This window comes from Sphingomonas sp. SUN039 (assembly GCF_024758725.1).
Lineage (GTDB): Bacteria > Pseudomonadota > Alphaproteobacteria > Sphingomonadales > Sphingomonadaceae > Sphingomonas_O.
In genome coordinates this window covers 2,023,850-2,047,921 of record NZ_CP096972.1, presented here as the reverse complement: position 1 = coordinate 2,047,921, position 24,072 = coordinate 2,023,850, and the positions used below count along the sequence as shown (strand labels likewise).

Annotated in this window: 28 protein-coding genes; 9 read left to right on the top strand and 19 right to left on the bottom strand. The window is 64.4% G+C overall.

The window, feature by feature from the left end; all coding sequences use genetic code 11:
* Nucleotides 1–28: 28 nt before the first annotated feature.
* Nucleotides 29–1,231: a serine palmitoyltransferase gene (gene spt / locus M0209_RS09975; RefSeq protein WP_258888126.1), complete on the bottom strand. Its 1,203-nt coding sequence runs from the start codon at nucleotides 1,229–1,231 to the stop codon at nucleotides 29–31.
* Nucleotides 1,228–1,470, bottom strand: coding sequence for an acyl carrier protein (locus M0209_RS09970; protein ID WP_258888125.1), 243 nt, complete (start codon nucleotides 1,468–1,470; stop codon nucleotides 1,228–1,230). Before M0209_RS09970 ends, spt begins: the two co-directional genes overlap by 4 nt.
* 104 nt (nucleotides 1,471–1,574) lie before the next feature.
* Here M0209_RS09970 and M0209_RS09965 point away from each other — a divergent pair, with 104 nt between their 5' ends.
* On the top strand, nucleotides 1,575–2,093 hold the full coding sequence (locus tag M0209_RS09965) for a Pycsar system effector family protein (protein ID WP_258888124.1): 519 nt from the start codon (nucleotides 1,575–1,577) through the stop codon (nucleotides 2,091–2,093).
* On the opposite strand, the gene M0209_RS09960 is transcribed toward M0209_RS09965, so the two are convergent.
* Together M0209_RS09960 and proB are read right to left on the bottom strand one after the other, a co-directional pair.
* Nucleotides 2,088–2,978 (bottom strand): NAD(P)-dependent oxidoreductase, encoded by an 891-nt coding sequence (locus M0209_RS09960; protein WP_258888123.1) that lies wholly within the window; start codon nucleotides 2,976–2,978, stop codon nucleotides 2,088–2,090. The genes M0209_RS09965 and M0209_RS09960 overlap by 6 nt on opposite strands.
* Entirely contained in the window at nucleotides 2,975–4,078 is a 1,104-nt protein-coding gene (proB, locus tag M0209_RS09955; protein ID WP_258888122.1) for a glutamate 5-kinase, read from the bottom strand. The genes M0209_RS09960 and proB overlap by 4 nt, the downstream gene beginning before the upstream one ends.
* Nucleotides 4,079–4,200: 122 nt before the next feature.
* On the opposite strand from proB, the gene M0209_RS09950 reads away from it, so the two are divergent.
* From M0209_RS09950 to M0209_RS09935, 5 genes are all read left to right on the top strand, one after another.
* Nucleotides 4,201–5,349, top strand: a complete 1,149-nt coding sequence (locus tag M0209_RS09950; RefSeq protein ID WP_258888121.1) for an acyl-CoA dehydrogenase family protein — start codon at nucleotides 4,201–4,203, stop codon at nucleotides 5,347–5,349.
* Nucleotides 5,346–7,010 carry a carboxyl transferase domain-containing protein gene (locus M0209_RS09945; RefSeq protein WP_258888120.1) on the top strand — a complete coding sequence of 555 codons (1,665 nt, stop codon included), beginning with the start codon at nucleotides 5,346–5,348 and terminating at the stop codon, nucleotides 7,008–7,010. The genes M0209_RS09950 and M0209_RS09945 overlap by 4 nt, the downstream gene beginning before the upstream one ends.
* Entirely contained in the window at nucleotides 7,007–7,453 is a 447-nt protein-coding gene (locus M0209_RS09940; RefSeq protein ID WP_258888119.1) for a hypothetical protein, read from the top strand. Before M0209_RS09945 ends, M0209_RS09940 begins: the two co-directional genes overlap by 4 nt.
* Nucleotides 7,450–7,593: a biotin carboxylase N-terminal domain-containing protein gene (locus M0209_RS17415; RefSeq protein WP_408988195.1), complete on the top strand. Its 144-nt coding sequence runs from the start codon at nucleotides 7,450–7,452 to the stop codon at nucleotides 7,591–7,593. Before M0209_RS09940 ends, M0209_RS17415 begins: the two co-directional genes overlap by 4 nt.
* A gap of 156 nt (nucleotides 7,594–7,749) precedes the next feature.
* Nucleotides 7,750–9,636 (top strand): acetyl/propionyl/methylcrotonyl-CoA carboxylase subunit alpha, encoded by a 1,887-nt coding sequence (locus M0209_RS09935; RefSeq protein WP_258888118.1) that lies wholly within the window; start codon nucleotides 7,750–7,752, stop codon nucleotides 9,634–9,636.
* A gap of 9 nt (nucleotides 9,637–9,645) precedes the next feature.
* Here M0209_RS09935 and M0209_RS09930 read toward each other — a convergent pair whose 3' ends face one another.
* From M0209_RS09930 to M0209_RS09885, 10 genes are all read right to left on the bottom strand, one after another.
* On the bottom strand, nucleotides 9,646–11,241 hold the full coding sequence (locus M0209_RS09930) for a GMC family oxidoreductase (protein WP_258888117.1): 1,596 nt from the start codon (nucleotides 11,239–11,241) through the stop codon (nucleotides 9,646–9,648).
* On the bottom strand, nucleotides 11,136–12,122 hold the full coding sequence (locus M0209_RS09925) for a sterol desaturase family protein (protein ID WP_258888116.1): 987 nt from the start codon (nucleotides 12,120–12,122) through the stop codon (nucleotides 11,136–11,138). The genes M0209_RS09930 and M0209_RS09925 overlap by 106 nt, the downstream gene beginning before the upstream one ends.
* The gene (locus M0209_RS09920; protein WP_258888115.1) at nucleotides 12,119–12,484 is read right to left on the bottom strand and encodes a hypothetical protein; all 366 of its coding nucleotides are present in this window, start codon (nucleotides 12,482–12,484) and stop codon (nucleotides 12,119–12,121) included. The genes M0209_RS09925 and M0209_RS09920 overlap by 4 nt, the downstream gene beginning before the upstream one ends.
* Nucleotides 12,481–12,909 (bottom strand): TIGR01244 family sulfur transferase, encoded by a 429-nt coding sequence (locus M0209_RS09915; RefSeq protein ID WP_258888114.1) that lies wholly within the window; start codon nucleotides 12,907–12,909, stop codon nucleotides 12,481–12,483. Before M0209_RS09915 ends, M0209_RS09920 begins: the two co-directional genes overlap by 4 nt.
* 17 nt (nucleotides 12,910–12,926) lie before the next feature.
* Nucleotides 12,927–14,690, bottom strand: coding sequence for a DNA helicase RecQ (recQ, locus tag M0209_RS09910; protein WP_258888113.1), 1,764 nt, complete (start codon nucleotides 14,688–14,690; stop codon nucleotides 12,927–12,929).
* A gap of 92 nt (nucleotides 14,691–14,782) precedes the next feature.
* Complete coding sequence (locus M0209_RS09905; protein WP_258888112.1) at nucleotides 14,783–15,118, bottom strand: gamma-glutamylcyclotransferase; 336 nt, start codon at nucleotides 15,116–15,118, stop codon at nucleotides 14,783–14,785.
* Complete coding sequence (locus M0209_RS09900) at nucleotides 15,115–15,297, bottom strand: hypothetical protein (protein ID WP_258888111.1); 183 nt, start codon at nucleotides 15,295–15,297, stop codon at nucleotides 15,115–15,117. The genes M0209_RS09905 and M0209_RS09900 overlap by 4 nt, the downstream gene beginning before the upstream one ends.
* A complete protein-coding gene (locus M0209_RS09895; protein WP_258888110.1) occupies nucleotides 15,297–16,046 on the bottom strand; it encodes a class I SAM-dependent methyltransferase in 750 nt (249 codons plus the stop codon). The genes M0209_RS09900 and M0209_RS09895 overlap by 1 nt, the downstream gene beginning before the upstream one ends.
* A gap of 40 nt (nucleotides 16,047–16,086) precedes the next feature.
* Entirely contained in the window at nucleotides 16,087–17,127 is a 1,041-nt protein-coding gene (gene obgE / locus M0209_RS09890) for a GTPase ObgE (RefSeq protein WP_258888109.1), read from the bottom strand.
* Nucleotide 17,128: 1 nt separating this feature from the next.
* Entirely contained in the window at nucleotides 17,129–17,734 is a 606-nt protein-coding gene (locus tag M0209_RS09885; protein WP_258888108.1) for a TetR/AcrR family transcriptional regulator, read from the bottom strand.
* Nucleotides 17,735–17,779: 45 nt separating this feature from the next.
* On the opposite strand from M0209_RS09885, the gene M0209_RS09880 reads away from it, so the two are divergent.
* Nucleotides 17,780–18,652, top strand: coding sequence for a metal-dependent hydrolase (locus M0209_RS09880; RefSeq protein WP_258888107.1), 873 nt, complete (start codon nucleotides 17,780–17,782; stop codon nucleotides 18,650–18,652).
* Between the two features lie 10 nt (nucleotides 18,653–18,662).
* Nucleotides 18,663–19,190, top strand: a complete 528-nt coding sequence (locus M0209_RS09875) for a GNAT family N-acetyltransferase (protein ID WP_258888106.1) — start codon at nucleotides 18,663–18,665, stop codon at nucleotides 19,188–19,190.
* On the opposite strand, the gene M0209_RS09870 is transcribed toward M0209_RS09875, so the two are convergent.
* From M0209_RS09870 to M0209_RS09855, 4 genes are all read right to left on the bottom strand, one after another.
* A complete protein-coding gene (locus M0209_RS09870; protein WP_258888105.1) occupies nucleotides 19,153–19,683 on the bottom strand; it encodes a GNAT family N-acetyltransferase in 531 nt (176 codons plus the stop codon). The two genes, M0209_RS09875 and M0209_RS09870, sit on opposite strands and share 38 nt — an antisense overlap.
* Before the next feature lie 163 nt (nucleotides 19,684–19,846).
* The gene (gene rpmA / locus M0209_RS09865) at nucleotides 19,847–20,119 is read right to left on the bottom strand and encodes a 50S ribosomal protein L27 (protein ID WP_258888104.1); all 273 of its coding nucleotides are present in this window, start codon (nucleotides 20,117–20,119) and stop codon (nucleotides 19,847–19,849) included.
* Nucleotides 20,120–20,125: 6 nt separating this feature from the next.
* Nucleotides 20,126–20,497 (bottom strand): 50S ribosomal protein L21, encoded by a 372-nt coding sequence (rplU, locus tag M0209_RS09860; protein ID WP_258888103.1) that lies wholly within the window; start codon nucleotides 20,495–20,497, stop codon nucleotides 20,126–20,128.
* A 253-nt stretch (nucleotides 20,498–20,750) separates the two neighbouring features.
* Nucleotides 20,751–21,065: a hypothetical protein gene (locus tag M0209_RS09855; RefSeq protein ID WP_258888102.1), complete on the bottom strand. Its 315-nt coding sequence runs from the start codon at nucleotides 21,063–21,065 to the stop codon at nucleotides 20,751–20,753.
* 272 nt (nucleotides 21,066–21,337) lie between these two features.
* Here M0209_RS09855 and M0209_RS09850 point away from each other — a divergent pair, with 272 nt between their 5' ends.
* A complete protein-coding gene (locus tag M0209_RS09850; protein WP_258888101.1) occupies nucleotides 21,338–22,402 on the top strand; it encodes a phospholipase D family protein in 1,065 nt (354 codons plus the stop codon).
* On the opposite strand, the gene M0209_RS09845 is transcribed toward M0209_RS09850, so the two are convergent.
* Complete coding sequence (locus tag M0209_RS09845) at nucleotides 22,399–24,045, bottom strand: class I SAM-dependent methyltransferase (RefSeq protein ID WP_258888100.1); 1,647 nt, start codon at nucleotides 24,043–24,045, stop codon at nucleotides 22,399–22,401. The genes M0209_RS09850 and M0209_RS09845 overlap by 4 nt on opposite strands.
* Nucleotides 24,046–24,072 lie beyond the last annotated feature (27 nt).

Here is a 24,072-nt window from a genome sequence, read left to right as displayed (position 1 = left end):
TAACGCCTGCCGACGTGCGGCGATAGAGTCAGCTGATCGCGCCCGATGCCTGTCCTGCCGCTTTGAACGCTGCCAGAATGGACTTGACCTGTTCGGGTGTATGTTCCGCCGACAGCGAGCAGCGCAGCAGGAACATGCCGTTGGGCGTCGCAGGGGGGCGCGCTACGTTCACATAAACGCCCGCGTCGAGCAGCGCTTCCCAGGTAACGACCGCCTGTTGCTGGTCGGGCAGCATCACCGCAATAATCGCCGACTGCGCCGTTTCGGTGCCGAGCGTATAGCCCATCGCGCGCAGGCCCGCATGGACCGTGCGGGTGTTTTCCCACAGATGCGCGCGCTTGTTGTGTGCGAAGCGCAGCTTGCGGATCGAGCAAGCGGCAGCCGCGACGACGCTGGGCGGCAGCGACGCGGTGAAGATGTACGGCCGCGACACGAAGCGCAGCACCTCGAACTTGGGATGGTTCGACACGACGAAGCCGCCGACCGTGCCGACGCTTTTCGAGAAGGTGCCGACGACGAAGTCGATATCGTCCTCCAGCCCCAGCTCCTCGTACACGCCGCGCCCGTTGGGGCCGTAAAAGCCCATCGAATGCGCTTCGTCCGACATGATCATCGCGCCGTGCTTCTTGGCGACCGCGACCATTTCGACCAGCGGCGCGATGTCGCCGACCATCGAATAAACGCCTTCGAGGATGACCAGCTTGTGTGCCTCGGGCGGAATGCGGCCGAGCCTTTTGTCGAGGTCTTCGACGCTGTTGTGGCGAAAGCGCACGACTTCGGCATTGCCCATCGCGCAGCCGTCATAGATCGACGCATGGCTGTCGGCATCGAGGACGATGTAATCGCCCCGCCCCGCAATCGCCGACACGAAGCCGAGATTGGCCTGATAGCCCGTTGAAAACACCATCGCGTGCTTGGTGTCGTAGAATTCCTTCAGCGCCTCTTCGACGTCGCGATGGTCTTTATAGGTGCCGTTGAGCACGCGGCTGCCGTTGGTGCCCGTTCCGTATTCATCGAGCGCGGTCTTGGCCGCCGCGATGACGTCGGGATCGAAGGTCATGCCCATATAGTTGTAGGTGCCGACCAGGATCGTCTCGCGGCCCCGGATGATCGCGGTCGTCGGCCCCTTGATCTCGTCCATCACGATCCCGAACGGATCGCGCACACCCGTTGCGGCCAAGGCCTCGCGCTCCGCGATCAGCGGGTCGAACTTCGAGAAGAGATCGGTCACTTCTTCAGCTTCTCGACCGCATCGACAAGCTGGCCCACCGTTTCGATTTCCGCCTGCATGTTCATCGTGATCATGATGTCGAATTCGTCTTCGATCGCGGCCACGAAATCCATGACCGTCAACGAATCCCATTCGAGGTCGTTCTGGAATGTCGTCGCTTCGGTCAGCGCCACCCCCTTTTTGTTGAAGGGTTCGATCTGGGCGGCGACGGTGTCGTAGATGGCGGTGCGGTCGGTCATTCGCGGTCCTTAACGGCTTGCGGGCGGCGTTGCCAAGCGATTGCGGCGGGAGTCGGGCAGGTCTAGCATTCGGGCAATCCGATTGTCTCTGGGGGGAACCGACCATGACCGATGCACCGCGCAGCTTTCCCGCCGATGCCATCCATCTCGTCCGCACCAGCCAGCAGATCGGGTTGAGCCTGTCGCAAATGGCCGACCAGAAAGCGTCGATCCTGATGGGGGCTACCTTCGTCGTCTTCACGATCTCGGTGAACCAGGCGGCGCGCGGGCCGGTGTCGCCCGCGCTTGTCGTACTGGCGCTGTCGGCATTTGTCTCGGCGGGCCTTGCGGTCTTCGCGATCATGCCGTCGATAGGCGGCGGCAAGGGTGGGGGCGGGGCACCGAACATCCTGTTCTTCGGCCATTACACCGCACGCAGCGAGGACGAATTTGCCGACGAGGTGTTGACCCGTTTGCGCGACCCCGAGACGATCTACCGCACGATGCTGCGCGACATCTATCAGAACGGGCAGGTGCTCCAGCACAAGAAGTACAAATACTTGGGGGCTGCGTACCGGGCGTTTCTGGTCGGACTGGTGCTGACTTTGGCGGCGGCGGTGGGGCAGTGGCTCGGATTGCTATAGCCACCCCGCCTCCCGATACCACGCCGCCGTCGCTGCCAGCCCTGCTGCCGTCGCGATCTGCGGGGTCCAGAGATCGGCGGGCGGGCGCCGGACCGGCTCGATCACCCAGTCGGGATGGCAGAAATAGGCGGCGCGGTCGGGCGTGAGCTTGGCGTTGCCCCGCCGCAGCAGCCCGTCGAGCGCGGCTCCGGCGCGGACGAGGGGGCGGGGCAGGGGTATCGTCGCGACCTTGCGCCCCACCGCCGAGCCTATGGCGCGGGCGAAGTCGGCATGGCTCCAGCCGCCGGGCAGCCCGTCATCGCCCTCGTAAAAGCTGTGGGGCTCGGCACTTTCCACCAGCGCCACGACCAGCCGCGCCATATCGTCGGCATGGATCACCGACATGCGGCCCTTGGGCGGGAGCGGCACGATCCCCCATTTGGCGAGACGAAACAGTTGCAAATTGTCGGTATCGCCCGGACCGTAGATCGCTGGCGGGCGGACGATGCGCCAGTCGAGGGCGGAGGCCACGACGGCATCCTCGGCGGCGCGCTTCGACGCACCATAATTCGATAGCTGCGGTTCGCGCGCGGCGAGCGAGGAGACATGGACGAAGCGTTTGCCCGTGGCCGCCGCGAGCATCCCCACTGTGCCCAGCCGGTTAGCGCGGTCGAAGGTCGCGGCATCGCCGTTCACTACGCCGGCCACATGGATGATGGCGTCGGTCCCTTCGCAGAGCGTTGCCAAAGATGCCGCATCGCCGAGTGATCCCGCAATCCACTCCACGCCCTCACACGGTGGCTGCGGCTTGCGGACCAAGGCGCGGACCTCGTGGCCCGCCTCGCGCGCACGGCGCAGGACGTGTCCGCCGAGGAACCCCGTCGCGCCGGTGAGCGCAATGATCATAGCAGAACCATGTGATCGCGGTGGACCATCGCCGCGCGCGGGGTGTGGCCGAGCACGCCTTCGATATCCACACTTTTCAGCCCCGCGACCTTGATCGCCTCGTCCGAGTCATATTCGGACAACCCGCGTGCGATGGCGGTGCCGAGCGGGCCGAGGATGTCGACCACATCGCCCCGCGCGAATTTGCCGGTTACGCCCCGTGCGCCGGCGGGCAACAGGCTCGCCCCCTTCGCCAGCGCGCTCGCGGCCCCGGCATCGACCTCGATCTCGCCCTTCACCGTCAAGCGCCCGGCCAGCCAAGCCTTGCGACTGCGGGCGCGTTTGTCGGCCACGAACAGCGTCCCCGCGCCCGCCGCCACGCGCGCCAGCGGGTGGGGTTCGGTACCCGAGACGATCACCAGATCGACGCCGCTCGACGTCGCGATCCGGGCGGCGGCGATTTTCGACGCCATGCCGCCCGATCCCATGCCCGATTGCGAGCCGCCGGTGGCAAACCCCTGAATCCGCGCGTCGATCCGCTCGACCCGCGCGATGCGGGTGGCGCTCGCGTCCTGCGACGGGTCGGCGGTGTAGAGGCCGTCGACATCGGAGAGCAGCACGACGGTCTGCGCCCCCGCCACCTGCGCGATGCGCGCCGCGAGCCGGTCATTGTCGCCAAAGCGGATTTCTTCGGTCGCTACGCTGTCGTTCTCGTTGATGACGGGGACGACGCCCAGCGACATCAGCCGGTCGAGCGTCGCGCTGGCGTTCAGATAGCGCCGCCGGTCCTCGAGATCGTCGAGCGTGACCAGAATCTGCGCGGCGGTCAGCCCGCGCGCGCCGAGCAATTCCGCCCACACCCCAGCCAGCGCGATCTGCCCGACGGCGGCCGCCGCCTGGGCATCCTCCAGCGACGCCCGCCCGCCCTTGGCCAGCGCCAGCCGCCGCGCGCCCAGCGCAATCGCGCCCGACGAGACGATGGCGACCTGTTGCCCGTCGGCGTGTCGGCCCGCGACATCGGCAACCAGTCCCGCCAACCACTCACGCCGCACCGCGCCGCCCGCGTCGACGAGCAGCGACGAGCCGACCTTGACGATCAGGCGGGAGGGGGCAGCGGCCATGCGCGGCGGTTAGCGGGGGCAGGGGGCGGGGGCAACATTGGGGGATGCAGTGCCGCCCGCAACTTCGGATTCGCTTGTATCGGCGGTTCGGCTATCGTCGCCGGACGGAGAGATTTAACGATATGAGCGATTTCGATTTTGCGCTGGGCGAAAATGCGGACATGATCCGCGACACGACGCGGCGCTTTGCTACCGACCGCATTGCCCCGCTGGCGGCGGAGATCGACGCCAATGACCGCTTTCCGCAAGAGCTTTGGCCCGAGATGGGCGCGCTGGGCCTGCACGGGATTACCGTCGGCGAACACGATGGCGGGCTAGGTCTGGGCTACCTCGAACATGTCATTGCCTGCGAGGAAGTCGGACGCGCCTCGGCGTCGGTCGGCCTGTCCTATGGCGCGCATTCGAACCTGTGCGTCAACCAGATCGCGCGCTGGGCGAACCCTGAGCAAAAGGCAAAGTACCTGCCGCAGTTGATCAGCGGCGACCATGTCGGCAGCCTCGCCATGTCCGAAGCGAACGCAGGTTCGGACGTCATGTCGATGAAATTAAAGGCGGATGCGGTTCAGGGCGGCTATGTTCTCAACGGCACGAAATTCTGGATCACCAATGCGGCCTATGCCGACACGCTGGTCGTCTATGCCAATACGAGCGCGGGCGGGCGTGGGCTGACGACCTTCCTGATCGAAAAGGACATGGACGGGTTCGCCATCGGACAAAAGATCGACAAAATGGGGATGCGCGGTTCGCCGACGGCGGAGCTGGTCTTCACCGATTGCTTCGTCGGCGAGGAGCAGGTGATGGGTCCGCCGAACGGGGGCGCAGGGGTGCTGATGTCGGGCCTCGATTACGAACGCACTGTGCTCGCGGGTATCCAGTTGGGCATCATGCAGGCCTGCCTCGATGTGGTCCTCCCCTATGTCCGCGAGCGCAAGCAGTTCGGCAAACCCATCGGCGCGTTCCAGCTGATGCAGGCCAAGGTCGCCGACATGTATGTCGCGCTCAATTCGGCGCGGGCCTATGTTTATGCCGTGGCGAAATCGTGCGACGCGGGCCGCACGACGCGTTTCGATGCCGCAGGAGCGATATTGCTGGCGAGCGAGAACGCGGTGCGTGTCGCGGGCGAGGCAATTCAGGCATTGGGCGGCGCGGGATATACGAAGGACTGGCCGGTTGAACGCTATTACCGCGATGCCAAGCTGCTCGACATCGGGGCGGGCACCAATGAGATACGACGGATGCTGATCGGCCGCGAGCTGGTGGGGGCGGCGTGAGCGCGCCGGTACTGCCCACTGCGTATAACGCCGAGGACGATGCGTCGAAGGTGCGCGTCGCGCACAACCGCGCGCTCCGCGACGCGCTATGGGCAAAGGTTGCCGAGGCCGCGCTGGGCGGGAACGAGAAATCGCGTGAGCGCCATGTGTCGCGGGGGAAGCTGCTCCCCCGCGAACGCGTGGAACGCCTGCTCGATCCGGGATCGCCGTTTCTGGAGATCGGCCAGCTCGCCGCCAACGGCATGTACGAAGGTGATGTCCATGGCGCGTCGCTGATCGCGGGCATCGGCCGCGTGTCGGGGCGGCAGGTGATGATCGCCAGCAACGATTCCACCGTGAAGGGCGGCACCTATTACCCGATGACGGTGAAGAAGCACCTTCGCGCGCAGGAGATTGCGCTCGAGAATCGGCTGCCGTGCATCTACCTCGTCGACTCGGGCGGGGCGAATCTGCCGTTTCAGGCCGATGTCTTCCCCGACCGCGACCATTTCGGGCGCATTTTCTTCAACCAGGCAAATCTGTCCGCGCGGCAAATCCCGCAGATCGCGTGCGTGATGGGCAGTTGCACCGCGGGCGGGGCGTACGTCCCCGCCATGTCCGACGAGACGGTGATCGTCCGCAACCAGGGGACGATTTTCCTCGCCGGGCCGCCGCTGGTGAAGGCGGCGACGGGCGAGGAAATCAGTGCCGAGGATCTGGGCGGCGGCGACATGCACGGGCGCAAATCGGGCGTGGTCGATCATGTCGCGGAGAACGACGAACATGCGCTGACGATCGTGCGGGATATCGTCAGTCACTTGGGTAACCCGCCCGCCGCACCGACTTCCCTGAGCTTGTCGAAGGGCTCTTCTTCTTTCGTAGGGGGCTTCGACAAGCTCAGCCAAGTCGGGTTGAGAGAGCCAAAGCCGCCGCGTTACGACCCCGAAGAGCTCTACGGCATCATCCCCGACGATGTCCGCGCGCCTTACGATGTGCGCGAAGTCATTGCACGCATTGTCGATGCGTCGGAATTCCACGAGTTCAAGGCGCTCTACGGCACCACGCTCGTCTGCGGCTTCGCGCATATCTGGGGGATGCCGGTCGCGATCCTAGCCAACAACGGCGTGCTGTTCAGCGAGAGCGCGGTCAAAGGGGCCCATTTCATCCAGCTCGCGCAGCAGCGAGGGGTCCCGCTGCTCTTCCTCCAGAACATCTCGGGCTTCATGGTCGGCGGCAAATATGAGGCGGAGGGGATCGCCAAGCATGGCGCGAAGCTCGTCACGGCCGTGGCGACGGCAACCGTGCCCAAGATCACCGTGCTGATCGGCGGCAGCTTCGGCGCGGGCAATTACGGCATGTGCGGGCGGGCGTATTCGCCGCGTTTCCTCTTCACCTGGCCCAATGCGCGGATCAGCGTGATGGGCGGCGAACAGGCGGCGAGCGTGCTGGCGACCGTCCACCGCGATGCCGAACGCTGGACGCCCGAGGAAGCCGAAGCCTTCAAGGCCCCGATCCGCCAGAAATACGAAGACGAAGGCAACCCCTATTACGCGACTGCGCGGCTGTGGGACGACGGGATCATCGACCCGGCGCAGACAAGGGATGTGCTGGGGCTGGCTCTGGGGGCGGCGCTGAATGCGCCGGTCGAGGAGGCGCCCCGGTTCGGGGTATTCCGGATGTGAACGATTTTCGATCTCAGATCGACGGCTTAAAAAATGCTGCCAAACCTTGGCTCTTTTCGGTCGATTGGCCGGAGCATGTCGCTGTCAATTCGGAAGCAATCCGTGCCGCAGTTTTTGCTGGCGAGGCAACGAAAAAAACGAGCGTGGATATATTCTTGGTGCGCGAAGATAACCGGTTTCTGAATCTTGCAAAGATTGGAAAGTCTTGGCGCGCTGCGTCAGGCGAATGGGCTGGAAACGGCTCGATAATAGATTCGGAAATCGTGCGGACGGATCATGCTGGTCGTCCGATGGCGCCAAAAAAGGGAATTGTGCGACTCCTGCCGGGAAACGGAGCGGCAGAGTTTTCGTGGAGAGACGCCTTGGATATTGGGCTACACTTCGTTGAACTTGGGAATCTGCCGTTGGGTTTTGCCTGGTGGCGGGCTGAACTCGTCAAATGATCACCTCCCTCCTCATCGCCAATCAGGGCGAAATCGCCTGCCGGATCATCCGCACCGCACGCGCTTCAATTCCTCCCCTGCGCTACGCTGGGGAGGAATGCCACCGCACCCGACAAACCAGATCGGTGTATTTCGCTTGACAGATTTTTATGTTCTTGATATGTTCATTGCACCGCATCTATGTCCTCGCGTCACCCGAGAGAATCGAAAACTATGCCTGACCCGGTGAAGCTAGTGAAGTTAACGCACGCAAATATGCCGTTTTCGTCGAGTCGTCCGGCGGCGGAGGAATTGCATTGATCCAATCCCTCCTCATCGCCAATCGGGGCGAAATTGCTTGCCGGATCATCCGCTCCGCGCGGGCGATGGGTATTCGCACGGTCGCGGTTTATTCGGATGCCGATGCCAGGGCGCTGCATGTGCGGCAGGCGGATGAGGCGGTGCATATCGGCCCCAGCCCGGCGCGCGAGAGCTATCTGGTGGGCGAGAAGATCATCGCCGCCGCGCTCGCCACTGGGGCGGAGGCGATTCATCCGGGCTATGGCTTCCTGTCCGAGAATGCCGAGTTCGCGCAGGCGGTCATCGACGCGGGGCTGGTCTGGGTCGGCCCGCGCCCCGCCAGCATCACCGCGATGGGGCTGAAGGATGCGGCCAAGAAACTGATGGCGGCGGCGGGCGTGCCCGTCACCCCCGGCTATATGGGCGAGACCCAAGACCCGGCGTTCCTGAGCGAACGCGCCGCCGAAATCGGCTATCCCGTGCTCATCAAGGCAGTCGCGGGCGGCGGCGGGAAGGGGATGCGGAAGGTCGAGGCGGCGGGCGAGTTCGCCGACGCGCTCGCCTCTTGCCAGCGCGAGGCCACCGCCTCGTTCGGCAACGCGCATGTCCTGATCGAAAAATACATCCAGCGCCCGCGCCATATCGAGGTGCAGGTGTTCGGCGACACCCACGGCAACATCGTCCATCTGTTCGAACGCGACTGCTCGCTCCAACGCCGCCACCAGAAAGTGATCGAAGAAGCCCCCGCGCCGGGCATGGACGAAGCCACCCGCGAACAACTCTGCGCGGCGGCGGTCAAGGCAGCGAGGGCGGTCGACTATGTCGGCGCAGGCACGATCGAGTTCATCGCGGACGCCAGCGAAGGCCTGCGCGCCGACCGCATCTGGTTCATGGAAATGAACACCCGGCTGCAGGTCGAACATCCGGTGACCGAGGAGATCAGCGGCGTCGATCTGGTCGAATGGCAACTTCGCGTGGCGAGTGGGGAGGCATTGCCGCTGCGGCAGGACGAGCTGAGCATCGACGGCTGGGCGATGGAGGCGCGGCTATATGCGGAGGATCCGGCGACCGGCTTCTTGCCCAGCACGGGGCGACTGGACCGCTATTGCCTGCCCGACGAAGAAATCCGCGTTGATTCCGGCGTTGAGGAAATGTCGGTCGTGTCGCCGTTTTACGATCCGATGATCGCCAAGCTGATCGTCCATGCGGCTGACCGCGCTGGAGCGGTCGATGCGCTCGTCGGTGCGCTTGAAGGCACGGCTGTCTGGCCGGTCAAATCCAATGCAGGATTTCTCTACCTTGCCGCCGATAGCGAGCAGTTCCGCAATGGCGATGTCACGACGAATTTCATCGCGGAGCAGGGCGACGCGTTGATCCCGCCGACCGAGCCAGACGCTGAAATACTGGGCCAGGCGGGACGGCATTTGATCGAGGCGTATTCCGACAAGTCCCGACATAGTCGCGACAATGAGTTGCTCGAAGGCTTCCGCCTCAACCGTTCGAGAGACACGACGCTGGTTCTTCAGTCGCAGGGAACCAACCATGTGCTTGCCAAGGTTCCGGATTTTGGCGGCCACACCTATTCATCGGGTGCCGGCCCAGACTTGGCGCTGGTGACGAAGTTCGGTCAGAGCTTTGTCATCGGGCTGCCGCGCTACAGTGCGGGCGGCCACCACGCCCACGACGGCGACATCCTCTCGCCTATGCCCGGTCGCATCATCGCGGTCGATGTTGTGGCGGGGCAGGCGGTGACCAAGGGCCAGAAGCTGCTCACGCTCGAAGCGATGAAGATGGAGCATACCCTCACTGCGCCGTTCGACGGGACGGTGGCGGAGCTCAACGCGACGGCGGGCGCGCAGGTGCAGGTCGAGGCGCTGCTGGTGCGGATCGAACCGGTCGACTGACGCAGGCCGCTACCCCAGCGCCGCCTTCACGAAATCGGCGCAGCGTTCGCCGATCATGATGCTCGGCGCGTTGGTGTTGCCGCTGACGACTTGCGGCATCACACTGGCATCGGCGACATAGAGTCCTTCGACCCCGCGCACCCTCAATTGCGGATCGACCACCGCCTCGGCATCCGATCCCATCCGCGCCGTCCCGACCGGGTGATAGACGGTGTCGGCGCGGTTGCGGATGATTTCGATCAGCGCGGCATCTTCGGTGACGCCCGCCGTGTGGCGATCGCGCCCGCCGTGGCGCGCCAGCGGTGCGCTTTCGAGGATGCGGTTCATCAGCTTCATCCCCGCGAGAAGGGTCTGCACATCGCGGTCGTCGGTCAGGAACGCCGGGTCGATCAGCGGCGCAGTAGCGGGGTCCGGTCCCGCCAGCCGCAGCGTCCCGCGGCTGTACGGGCGCAGGACGCAGACATGGCACGAAAATCCATGCGCCTTGACCTTGGTCCGGCCGTGGTCCTCGAGCAGCACGGGGACGAAGTGGAACTGCACATCGGGCACGTCGATGTCGGGCCGGGTTTTCGCAAAACCGCCCGCCTCGGCATAGGGGGTGGTCAGCGGCCCGCTGCGTTTCCGCAGCCACTCGAAAATGCCGAGCAGCGACTGGAAATTGCCGCGCAGGGTTTGCCCGAGGAAATACATGCCCGGCGTCTCGTACCCCGAGACATAATCGATATGGTCGTGCAAATTGCTGCCGACGGCAGGCCGGTCGACGAGCACGTCGACCCCGTTCGCCCTCAGATGGTCGGCAGGGCCGATGCCCGAGAGCATCAGCGTTTGCGCCGTGCCGAACACCCCGCCCGCGAGCACAATGGCGCGGCGCGCGCGGACCTGGCCTGCCGTCCTGCCCCGGCGGGTGTGGACGGTCGTGGCGCGATTGCCCTCGAAGCCGATGCGCTCGACCAAGGTATCGGTCATGACGTGCAGTCGTCCGGCATTCCGCGCCGGTTCGACATAGGCCCGCGCCGCCGACCAGCGTTCGCCGCCCTTTTGCGTCACCTGATACATGCCGATGCCTTCGAACTGCGCGCCGTTGAAATCATTGGTGCGCGGGAACTGCAGCGAGGCCGCGGCCTCGATGAATTCGGCGCTGCCCGGATGCGGGTAATGCTGGTCCATCACGTTCAGCGGGCCGGTGGTGCCGTGGTAAGCGTCGCCGCCGCGTTCGTTGTGCTCGGCGCGTTTGAAATAGGGCAGGACGTCGTCATATCCCCAACTGGTCGCGCCCATCGCCGCCCAATTGTCGTAATCCCATTTACAGCCGCGGATATAGACCATGGCGTTGATCGCACTCGATCCGCCGAGGCCGCGTCCGCGCGGCTGGTAGCCGATGCGACCGTTCAGACCCGTCTGCGGCACGGTTTCGTAACGGTAGTTCGATTTGTCGGGAATGAAGGGCATCATCCCCGGTGCCTTGACCGGGAAGATGTTGTTGTGGCCGCCGCTTTCGATCAGGCAGACGCTGTATTTGCCGCCTTCGCTGAGCCGTCCGGCGGCAGCACTTCCGCCCGATCCTCCACCGACGACGACGATGTCATATTCTTCGCTGTCCGCCACGTCTCTCGTTCCTCCCAGCGGCGCAGGATCATGTCCGACGTCTCGCGCGATCCGTCATGGCTCCAGCCCGGCGGGCCGACCAGATACATCAGCTTGGCGCGCCACGGCGCGGTCCACAAGTCCCGCAAAATGCCCGCCCATTCGTGGAAGACGTTCCACAGAAGGTTCCAGCTGCCCAGTTGCTTCACGAGTCCGTAGCGGATTTGCTCGTCATCCCGCTCGCTCGCGAAGCTGCCGAAAAATTTATCCCAGACCATAAAAACGCCGGCATAATTCTTGTCGAGGTAGCGCGGATTGACCGCGTGGTGGACGCGGTGGTGCGACGGGGTGTTCATCACCGCCTCGAACCAGCGCGGGCAGCGACCGATGACCTCGGTGTGAATCCAGAACTGGTAGATCAGGTTGATCCCTCCGCAGAGCAGCAGCATCGGTACCGGAAAGCCGAGCAGCAGCGGCCAGAGGCGGAAGACGAAGCTGACCGCGATGAACCCGGTCCAGGTCTGTCGCAGCGCCGTCGACAGATTGTAATGCTGGCTCGAATGATGGTTGACGTGGCTCGCCCAGAACCAGCGGATGCGGTGCGCCGACCGGTGGAAGATGTAATAGTTGAAATCGTCGAGGACGAAGCACGCGATCCACGCCCACCAGACGTAGGGGATGTCGGCGATGCGATGGGCATTGAGCCAACCCGACATCAGCAGGATCAACCCCGCCGTCAGCCCGCCTGCAATCGTGCTCCCGAGGCCCATCGCCAGCGAGGTCAGCGTATCGCGCGCCTCGTACCGTTCGCGAAAGGCGCGGCGGACGACCAGCATCTCGATAAAGACCAGCGCGACGAACGCGGGGACCGCGTAGTCGACGGGGTTGGGGAATTTGGTCATGCCGCTATCCGCCGCAGGTTCGCCGCCCACACGCCTGCTTGATCGCCCAGATCGAGCGTGACTTTCCCCAGCGACAGAAACCGGTGGTCGAGCCGCGCTTGTCCGGCATCGCGCAATGGCTGCGCGACGAAATGCGCGCCGTGGCGACGGATCAGCATGAAATTGTCGTGCGCGTCGCGGACCAGCGCGGCTAGCCCCGCGCGGTCGAGCGCGACATCAGCGACGGCAAATCCCTGTTCCTCGGCAAGCCGCACCGCCTCGTCGCGGTCGATGCGCGCGTCGCCGCCGAGGCCCAGCCAATGCGCTGCGCCTGCGAGCAGCAACACGCCCACCAGTGAGCCGAGGAGCAGCAGCCAGTTCATTTCTTCGCGGCGAGCATATCGATCAACGCCGCAACCGGGGTCAGGTCGTAGCCCGCGCCATTGGCCTTTTCGTGCAAGGTCGCGGGCGCGTCGCCCGCCTTGGCGCGCGCCAGCGACCACAGCAAAGTCGAGCGCGTACCTGAGCGGCAATAGGCGAGCGTCTTGCCTGCCGCGCCGTCGAGCGCAGCCTGCATCGCATCGACCTGTGGCTGCGAAAAGCCGCCGTGTCCGACGGGGATTGCCACATAATCGAGACCCGCTGCGCGCGCGGCGGCTTCGATCTCGGCTCCTTGCGGTTCGTCGGGCGATTCGCCGTCGGGGCGGTTGTTGACGACCAGCGTCACCCCCTGCGCCGCCGCCTCGGCGATCTGCGACGCGTCGATTTGCGGCGCGACCAGAACGCGGTCGTCGAGTGTGCGAAACATTTTTGCCTCTCCCGAAATCAATACTGCCGCACGACGGCGAGGAATGCATCCCCATAAGCGTCGAGCTTGCGCGCGCCCACCCCGCTCAGCCGCCCGAGTTCGCCGAGCGTCGCGGGCCGCGCCGCTGCGATCTCGCGCAGGGTCGAATCGTGGAAGATGACATAGGGCGGTACACCGGCCTCGGCGGCAAGGTCGCGGCGACAGGTGCGGAGCGCCTCGAATAGCGGATCGCCGACCGGGTTGGCCGCGCCCTGCTCACGGCGCTTTTGCCGGACGGTCTTGGGCGGGACCGCGATCTCAAAGCTCGCTTCGCCCTTCAGAATGGCACGCGCCGAAGGACCGAGTTCGAGACCGCCATGTTCGGTCTGGCCGAGCGCATCGCGCAGGAGGAGCGCGCGGGCGACGGGCTTGATCAGCGCGGCCTCCTCGCCTTCGGCAATGCCGAAGACCGACAGCCGGTCATGCCCGGCTTTGGTGACCTTCTCGTTCGCCTGTCCGGTCAGCACCGCCTCAATGTGGCCGACGCCGAACATCTGACCGGTGCGATAGACTGCCGACAACAGCTTCTGCGCGAGCTGCGTCAGGTCGGTGCGCGCGGGCGGCGACAGGCAATTGTCGCAATTGCCGCAATTCTCGGGTGGGCTTTCCCCGAAATGGCGAAGCAGCACCGCGCGGCGGCACCCGCCGGTCTCGACCAGTCCGCCGAGCGCCGCCAGCCGCGCGCGTTCGCCGGGCAGCCGGTCCTCCTGAACTTCGCTCAGCCGTTGCCGCGCCTTGGCGAAATCGTCCGCGCCCCAGAAAAGATGCGCGACCGACGGGTCACCGTCGCGGCCCGCGCGGCCGGTTTCCTGATAATAGGCCTCGATCGATTTCGGCAGTCCTGCGTGCGCGACGAAGCGCACATCGGGCTTGTCGATGCCCATGCCGAACGCAATCGTCGCGCACATCACCATGTCTTCGGATGCGACGAACGCCGACTGGTTGCGTGCGCGCACGGCGGGGTCGAGGCCAGCGTGATAGGCGCGCACCGGGCGGCCGGTCGCCGCGCCCAGCGCCTCGGCCATCTTCTCGGTCCCGGCACGCGACTGGACATAGACGATGCCGGGGCCGGGGGTCGCGGCAACGAGATCGGAGACCTGCTTGGTGGTCCCCTGGCGCGGCGACATGGCGTAGCGAATGTTGGGCCGGTCGAACCCCGCCAAGATCAGTCCGTCGTCGGGAATGCCGAGCTGGGCGAGGATGTCGTCGCGCGTGTGCGCGTCGGCGGTGGCGGTGAGCGCGAGACGCGGGACATGGCCGAACCGGTCGAGCAACGGGCGCAGCAGGCGGTAATCGGGGCGGAAATCATGCCCCCATTCGCTGACGCAATGCGCTTCGTCGATGGCGAACAAGGCGAGCGGTGCGCGGTCGAGCAGGTCGCGGAAACCCCCGCCCGACGCGCGTTCGGGCGCGACGTAAAGCAGGTCGAGCGCGCCCGACTTGAACCGCTCGATGGTTTCCATCTGGTTGGTATCGACGCTGGTCAGTGTTGCGGCGCGGATGCCGACCGCTTCGGCGGCGCGCAGCTGGTCGTGCATCAGTGCGATCAGCGGCGACACGACGACGCACGTGCCGGGGAGTGCCAGCGCAGGCACCTGATAACACAGCGACTTCCCCGCGCCCGTGGGCATCACCGCGAGCGTATTCGCCCCCGCCATGACGCGGTCGATGACCTCGGCCTGACGACCCCGGAACTCGCTGTAGCCGAAAGTGGAATGGAGGATGTCGAGGGGGGAGGGCATTTGATGGCCCTTACGCATGCGGGGCGGGTGGCGTCGAGCGATTGCGTGAAAGCCTCTCCGCAAGGCCTTGCTGGAAATTGCCTCAAGCGGCGCTAACCGGCGGCCACATAAATCCATGCCTCGACAACTGCGTCAGCGGTGGCGACCGTGACGGCGACGCGGCGGTAATCCGCGCCTTCGAACGCGTCGAGCCGTGTCCAGTGCCGGGGCAAATCGGCCGAGGTGAAGACCTGAACCTCGACGATACCGCCAGCGGGGTCGAGGACGAGTGCCGGATAGCCGCCGTCTGCCGCCCATCCTGCGTTGACGAGACGCCCTCGGACGGTTCCGCGCGCCCAGCTTCCAGACATTCCGTCGAGCTGGTGATGGTTGGGCTTGCCCGGTGCCAGCGTGCCGTAAACCGCAAGGCGCGTATCGACGGCGGTCACCGCAGTTTCGCGATACCCAGCCCGTCGGCCTTGGCGCGATCCTTTACCGATTCCTCGCTGCGGGTCAGCGCTTTGGCGATCGCTTTCAGCGCCATGCCCTTTTTCGCCAGCAGATGCAGCTTCTGGATCTCGGCGCTGGTCCACGGCTGGCGGTGGCGCTCGAACTTGCCCTCGGCCATTATTTCGGCTTGCGGAAGCGGTAGGCGAACTGGTCGGTCTTGCCGCGGATCGCGGGTGAAAACACGCTGTCGGTGTGCGGATCGGCGCTTTGCCGCCAAATGTTCACCTCGCCGTCGAACTTGAACCCGGCCTTTTCGATTTCGGTGCGCGCAAAGGCGGGATCAATGCGGTGGAGCTTTTCGGGGGCTTCGCGCGCCGATCCTGCTGCGGCGACATGATCGACGACGATCAGCGCGCCGCCGGGCTTCAGTGCCTTGAACAGCGCCGCCGTTGCCTTGTCGGCGGTGTCGGCGGGGAAGGGGGCAAGGAAAAGGTCGTGGTAGTTCTGGACGGTCACGATGACATCTACAGGTTCGGGGATGGCGGGCGCGCCGAACGACGAGCGCAGCGGTTTGACGTTCGAAAGCGCCTTGGCAACAGCGTCCTGATCGGTGCCGTAAGCCGCACGGAATGCGATGAATTCGGCAGGCTGAAACGCATAGACCACGCCTTTCGGCCCGACGACGCCAGCCATGACGCGCGTGGCGTAACCGCCGCCCATGACGAAATCGACGACCTTCTGGCCCGGCTTGATGCCCGCAAACTTCATCAGCTCGCCAGGTTTGCGCGCGGCGTCGCGCGCCTTGTCGGCGTCGGGGCGGGTCGGGCTGGCGAGCGCGGCGGCGACGGGATCGGGCTTGGGTGCGGCGTCGAGCACCAGCGGGGCGGCAAGGGCAGTGGCGAGTAACGCAACGACGAGCTTGTTCATGGCAGTCCTCCTGCCGGCTTCGTCCGGCTTGAGCGTCAGCCTACACCGGAGACCATTCGCCCTCAACCTCGCCCGCTGCGCGCGCCACTTCTTCGGGCATCGGGATGGCGTCACTCAGCCGGTCGAGCACCACTTCGATCCCCGTGCCCGCTGCGCCAGACATCGGCATGATTTCACACCCGGTGGCGCGTTTGAGCTTGGCCGTAATCGCCTTGATCTCTTTGGCGTCGAGCGCATCGACCTTGTTCAGACCGATCACCTCGGGTTTGTCGGTCAGACCCGCGCCATAGATGTCGAGTTCCTTGCGGACGGTGCGCCACGCCTTGACCGGGTTGTCGCCGGTCGCGTCGATGAGGTGGAGCAGCACGCGGCACCGCTCGATATGGCCGAGAAACCGGTCGCCGATGCCCGCCCCGTCCGCCGCGCCCGCGATAAGGCCGGGGATGTCGGCGATTACGATTTCACGGTGGTTATGCGTGGCGACACCCAGTTGGGGACGCACCGTGGTAAAGGGATAGGCGCCGACTTTCGCCTGCGCGTTCGTGACGGCATTGATGAAGGTCGATTTGCCCGCATTGGGCAGGCCGAGTAGTCCAACGTCCGCCAGCAGTTTCAGCCGCAGCCACACCCAGGCTTCCTCGCCCGGCCAGCCGGTACCGTGCTGGCGCGGCGCGCGGTTGGTCGAGGTCTTGTAGCTGGCATTCCCGCGCCCGCCGTCGCCGCCGCGCAGGAAGACGCGGCGCTCGCCCGCCTTGGTGAAGTCGGCGAGGACGTGCTCCTTGTCCTCGCTCAGCACCTGAGTGCCGACGGGGACACGGATGACGAGGTCCTTGCCGCCGCCGCCGGTCATGTTCGAACCCGCGCCGCCCTTGCCGCGCGGCGCACGGAAATGCTGCGTGTAGCGGAAGTCGATGAGCGTGTTCAGGCCGGGGATGGCCTCGATGACGATATCGCCGCCCTTGCCGCCATTGCCGCCGTCGGGGCCGCCGTACTCAATGAACTTTTCACGCCGAAACGCGACCGCGCCGGGGCCGCCGGTGCCCGAGGACATGTAGATTTTGGCTTGGTCTAGGAAATGCATGTCAGGCCGCCGCCATCCGCGCGATGACGCCGGGCGACGCCATCAGCTGCTTGTACGCGATGTCGCGCGCGGCCTCGCGGGGAAGGCCCAGCGCGTCGGCCATCGGCTTGCCGAGCAGCGCATCGCCGAGTGCCATGAGCACCAAAGTCAGCGTGTCCTCCTTGATCAGCCCGTCCTCATTGTCATCGGCGAGTTCGTCGACGAGGTTGTGAATCGCCGACAATATCGGATCGAGCGCGTCCTTGTTGCCCGACATGATCATCCAGGTCGCCAGCGCACCCGCGCCCTGCTGGTCGAAGGCATCGAAGGTCATGTCGACGATCAGGCGCGGGTCGGCCTCGCCGCGGCGCGCGCTCAGCACCGTCTCGGCAATGCTGTCGCACACCGATTCGGCGAGCATCGCGGCCAGCGCCTTTTGCAGGCCGAGCGCCGACCCGAAATGATGAAGCACGTTCGCATGGGTGCGGCCGACTTTGGTGGCGACGGCCTTGAGCGTCACCGCCTGCGGTCCTTCGGCGATCAGGATTTCGCGTGCCGCCTCCAGCGCGGCCGTGCGGCTTTCGTCGGGAGACAGGCGTTTACGCTCGGTGGAAATGACTATTGACATGAATGTAAGTAAGCTCTATTCAACGCTCGAACCGGAGCCATTAGCATGACGACCGCCAGCGTAGCCACCAAAACCCCCGCCGACCTGACGATCACCCCGCGCGACCGCCGTTTCGGGCGCGATCTGGCGCAGAAACGCTGGTGGCTGAACGGCGATCCGGTGGGGTCGGCATTTCACAACGCGCTGTCGATCACGTTCCCGAGGGGGGAGGCGTTCTTCGTCGAATCGGTCAAGGCATTCCGCGACGGCACGCCGCCCAAGCTCGCCGCCGAAATCCGCAGCTTCATCACGCAGGAAGTCATGCACAGCCGCGAGCATGTCTCGTTCAACAAGCGGGTCAGCGACGCGGGTTACAAGATCGACCATCTCGAACAGGTCGTCGTCGACACGCTGGCGCTGACCAAGGGGCGGCCCGAGATTCTCAACCTCGCGGTCACGATGGCGCTGGAGCATTACACCGCGATCATGGCACAGATGATGCTGGCCGACGACAAGATGTTCGCAGGGGCCGACCGCGAGCTTGCCGATATGTGGCGCTGGCATGCGATCGAGGAGATCGAGCACAAGGGCGTCGCCTATGACACTTGGCTGCACGCGACGCGCGACTGGAGCAGAGGCAAGCGCTGGAGGGTCAAGTCGATGATGATGACCATTGTCAGCTTCAAATTCTGGACCAAGCGCTGGGCGGGAACGCTCGACCTGCTGTCGCAGGACGGGATCACCGGCGGGAAGGCGAAGGCGCGGCTGGCATGGTATCTGTTCGGTGCGCCGGGGATCATGCGCCGGCTGTTCCTGCCCTGGGCGGCGTTCTTCCTGCCGGGCTTCCACCCGTGGAACCACGACGACCGCGCGCTGATCGGCAAATACGACAGCGACTTTGCCGCGGCCAACTTGCCGCAGGTGGCGCTGGCGGCGTAACGATCGGGGCATGGACGCCCCGACGCTGACGACCGAACGCCTGACCCTGCGCGGCCTGACGATGGCCGACTGGGAACCCTATGCGACGATGTGGGAAGACCCGCGGGTGACCGCGTTCATCGGCGGGCAGCCGCGTCCGCGCGATGTCGCCTGGCCCAAGTTCGGGCAGGCGGCGGGAATGTGGGCGCTGACCGGCTATGGCAATTGGGCAGTGATCGACCGCGCCGACGGGGGCTTCCTGGGCATTGCCGGCCTGTCCGACTTCAAGCGCGGGATTGCCGAACTCGAAGGCTATCCCGAAGCGGGCTGGGCGTTCGCCGCCGACAGCTGGGGCAGGGGCATTGCGAGCGAGGTCATCGCCGCCGTCACCGGCTGGGCCGATGCGGCGGGGATCGCCGAGACGCGCTGCATGATCGACCACGGCAACATCGCCTCGGCCAGGGTTGCCGAACGCTGCGGCTACGCTCCGTTTGCCGAACTCGAGGGCGACCGTCGTGCGTTCAGGCGGCGAGCCGCATCGGTTCGAGGTCGAGGCTGAACCCGACGCAGGGCAGCATCGCGTCGCGGGCGAGGCAGTAGCGCAGGTCGGTGGTGCCGGTCGCCGCGAAGCCGAGCTTGCGGAGCACGCGACCCGAGGCAGGGTTCTCGACGAAATGCCCCGACACCAGCCGGTCGAGGCGCAGCGTGTCGCGCGCCATCGCGATGACGGCGCGGCCTGCCTCGGTCGCAAAGCCGCGACCCCAGTGCGACGGCACGATCCAGTAGCCCAGCTCGACGTCGTGCCCGTCGGGAGCCAGCCCGATCCCGCCGATCAGGCGCGGCGCATTACCGGTCCGCTCGTAGATGAGGAGGTGCGCGTCGTCGGCAGCGCGGGGCCGGTCGAGCCAGGCGCGGGCATGGTCGAGCGTATAGGGCCAGGGGAGCCGCGCGAGCGTATAGGCGACTTCCTCGCGCGCGATCGCCGCATAAAGCTCGGGCGCGTCCTCGGTCCAGCCGGGCCGCAGCAGCAGATTTTCGGTTCTTATGAACACTTTAACTCTCCTTGACCGCGCCAGTAGCGGTGCTTTGTGACACCGCGCTGACGTTTCGAGGGAGTTAGTCTTTCAGGGGAGGAGGGTAACCCTTGCTCCCTCACGACCTGCCTTAGCTGGTCTTCGGGTCACCCTTGAGGCGACCCGTATTCCGGACCGCCGGTTATTCCGCTGCTGTCGCAATCGGCATATCGACCGAGACATACTTTCGGCCGAGCTTGCCAAGGTGGAATGCCACGCGGCCTTCGACGAGCGCGAACAGCGTGTGGTCCTTGCCACAGCCGACATTGCGGCCCGGCCACACGCGGGTGCCGCGTTGACGGACGAGGATGTTGCCGGCCAGCGCATGCTCGCCGCCGAACTTCTTGACGCCGAGACGACGACCGGCCGAATCGCGACCGTTGCGCGTCGAACCGCCAGCTTTCTTATGTGCCATCTCGCCTTACTCCGCGCTTGCTTCGACAGGTGCCGCGTCGGCCTTTTCAGCCTTGGGCTTCGCTGCCTTCTTGGGGGCCGCCTTCTTTTCCTCGGCCGCGCCGACGCTCACGATCTGGAGGATCGTGTGCTGCTGGCGATGGCCGTTGCGACGGCGATAATTGTGGCGACGCTTCTTCTTGAAGACGATGACCTTGTCGGCCTTGGCCTGCGCGACGATCTCGGCAGCGACGGTCAGGCCGCTTTCGCCGGTCGAGGTGAACAGGACGTCGCCCAGCGTGATGCGCGCACCCGCTTCGCCGTCCATGCGGTCGACGACGATCTTGTCTCCAGCGGCAACGCGATACTGCTTGCCGCCCGTGCGCACGATGGCGAACATGGCTCTACTTTCAAGTCAAAGAGTGTTGCCCCGAGGAGCGAACCCGCCGGGAAAGCGGTGCCGATACGGACGGGCAGGGCGGCTGTCAAGAACGACGTTGGGCATGGCTCCTCAATTGCCGGAGAGCAAAGGTCACAAAGGTCACACCTGAAACACGTTTCCGGCGGTGCCCGAATCGGTCGTGCACCGCGCCTTTCCAGATTGAAAGGGAACATAGAGGAAACAAAATGTGTAGGAAAGCGCTTTCTTCGTGTCAGGCAGCCAGCTTCAGCCGTTCCAGTTCCTGCGCGAATTCGAAGCGCAGCTGGTCGCGCTCGTGCTCGGGCAGCCAGTTGGCCATTTGCGGAAAGACGATCTGCCACATCCGCGCCTTGCGCTCGGTCCATGGCATGCGTTCGGCGGTGCGCGCCATGTCCAGCAGCACGAGCAGTTTTTCGCGCACCCTGTCCGGGTCGGGCAGGATGTCGGGTGCTTTGGGGTGCGGGATCAGGTTCTCGGAATCGCCGAACAGGCTGTGCTGCGCGTTGAACGGGTTATGGCCGTCGGGATTGCCGAACAGGTCAGTCATCGCCGTCTGCATCGCCTCCCTCGACCGGTGCCGGAAAGCCCAGCTCGGCGCGGGTCAATGTATCGGCCAGCGTGTCGTTCAAGACAAGATCGGCGGCGTCAAAACGGTGGATAAGTTCTATGAATAGAAGGGTGGCAAGCTTGATATTTCCCCATTAGTAACGCCGCTCAACAAAGTGGCGCGACATGGCACAAGTTCGACCAATTTTTCAGCCTGTGACCGCAGGTCATCGGCATGTGCATCAGTTGACCTCTCTGGTCGGTGAGCCTTGGATGACAGAACTACTTTTGTCTTCGGCATTCGCCAATGCGGCAGGCGTAGGTGCCGTTTCAGCGGTGCTGGCGCCGGTCGCCGGGCAGTGCCAGGCCTTTATTGGCGTGAGAAACGGCTCGACCACCGCGCAGGCGCTAGCTGCACTGTTACGGCTCGGTGTGACCTTGTACGGCGTGGACACGGCCACCCGGAGCCGCATCTTCCATCCCAAACTCTTTTTGGCAAAGGGCAACGCTCGGGCGCGGGCGGTTATCGGCAGCGCGAATCTCACGCACGCTGGCCTGTTCAATAACATCGAGGCTGGCGCCGACCTCGAGCTCGATCTGAACAGTCAGTCAGACAACGACTTTGTCGATAGCTTTCTCAACGGCTTTCAGGACCTTGTAGCTAACCACCCGGTTCATTGTTTCCCGATCATCTCAGGTCGCCAGATAATCGATTTGATGAGGCAGGGCTTGCTGGAGGACGAGCGAAACCCGAAGACGCAGACCGCTTACGGTGCAGGCAAACAGGGACCTCAGACAAGTAAGCTACCGATTAGCCTTCCGCTAACCCCTGCCCCAAAGAAGAAGCCCCGGAAGCCGAAGCCACCCATTATGGGCGGCGGCGCGCTCACTGTCTTCGCCCCACCGACATTTGGTCAGTTGGTTTGGGTAAAACCAAGCCTCCCATTTTCGGACTTGCAGCTCAATCAGAGCAGTAATGTTCCAGGGGTGCTGAGATTGACGCAGGCGGGATACCAAGTGAATGGCCAGACAATCGACCAGAAGACATACTTCCGCAACCAAGTCTTTTCACAACTGATTTGGGTGTATGATGCCGCCAAACAGAAAGATGTGGCAGGCGTTCCAATTTCACTGATCATCGCGGGTGTGTATGTAGGCGACTTCGACCTGTCTCTGAGTCACAAACCGACGTGGGCAGCAGGCCAAGGAAACTATACAACTGGCCTACACTGGGCCAGTGCGACCAGTCACATAAAGCAGCCGGGGTTAGTCGGTCGCTCGTTGAGGCTATACCAGCCTTTCAATCCGCAAGCCCGCTTTGTGATTGAGATCAATTAGGCGTCAAGCGCCTCGGTAGACGTGCGGTGCCGTCGATCGCGGAGCTTCCGCCACCCCTCCAGCGCGCTCGCTTGCTTCGCCGCCGATATGCCGAGAGCGCCGAGAACTGCGTTACCCTGTCGTTCGAGCGTCTCGTGCGTGGGGCGGGTGCGGATGGAAGTATCCAGAGCCTCAATATCTATGTCCGCATTCGCAGGCAGTGGGATCATGAGCCTCTCGATCTCGGACGGGATCAGCTCCAGCACGCCCCCACCGTAGTGGCGGCCTTCCAGCTCTGCGCTGAGTGCAGTCAGCGGATTGAGGAAGCAGCCAACGAGCCGCTCGCCCGCGACGTCGGTGGTGCGGATGCGGTAGGCCGTGTCCGTTGTGTAGGCACCGACACGGTTGAGGATCAGGCGAGGGGTGTTGTGCGACCGTTTCAACATACCAATTTCGGTCGAGTAGACCGATGGCACTTTGTACCACGGCGCTCGGATGCGACACTTGTAGCGGGTGTGCAGGCTCTCACGCTCCCCTAACTCGATGTATCGGCGCGGCCCACTTTTCATCTTAGCTGGAGCATCGTCGAACCACAGGAAATTGGTTGGGTTACCCTTCTCGGCATTGGCGGCGTGTTGCCTCTGGTCGTAGATCACGCCAGGACAGTGTTCGCTCCGACCAAACATTGGGTGGGCGTACTTTCCGAGTCCGTACGTCTCGACGACCTCATCGGAGACAAGGAAGAACTTGTTCGCACCAGTCACGATACCGACGTCGACTCGCGCGATATCTTCAAACCGGTGGACGTCGGGGTGGCGCTCCAACTCATCGAAAAGGTCCCGCGTCTCAAGGTCAAGCAGCGCCCGAGTCCATTTTCCGGCGACCGTCTTGCCGTTGATCGACTGTGGCGCGGCGAAGAGTTCCGCCGGGGAGCGACGAAGAAACTCGCGACCGCGCACCGGAACCATGCCGAGTCCCTCGGCCTTCTGCCTCGGCCCACTGCGCTTCTCAGCCATCAGGATCACCGCGCCCTGCAAGGTGCCGTCGAACCACAGTTCTTCGGGATCGACGATGACGAGGCGGCGGCATTCTTTGCCGAGGTACCTACGCAATGATTGCGCGTGTGTAACGTGAATGATCTCTGCAGGGACGACCATCGCAAGTCGCCCACCTGGGCGGAGCAACGACATCGATGCCAAGATGAACGGAACCCACGCATTGGTGTGCTTTGTAAACTTGAGGTCGAGCTGATCGAAGATGCGACCAGCACGCGCCTGAAACGCAGGTGGGAGAAACTGATACCGAACGAACGGCGGGTTACCGACTACGGCGTCGAACCGCTCGCCGCCCTCTTCCATATTGCCAATTGCCCAAGCAAGAAAATCACTTGCGCGGACATCGACGTTCGGAAGACCGGCTTCATTCGCCTTCTGCGAAGCCTTGCGGGCTTCAGCCGCATCTAGCTCGAAGCCAATGACCTTGGCCTCGCCGAAACCGCCCACATCACCCATCGCCTGGAAAAAAGCACCGTTACCGCAGCTCGGTTCTAAGACCCGCTTTGGCTCCAAGTCTCGGACCCATCGAGAAATGAAAGCGGCGAGGTCAAGCGGCGTATAATAGCCACCCCGCAGTTTTTGGGCAGTCTGGTCCTCGATGAACTTCACCACCACTTATCCTGAAAACTGGGCTTG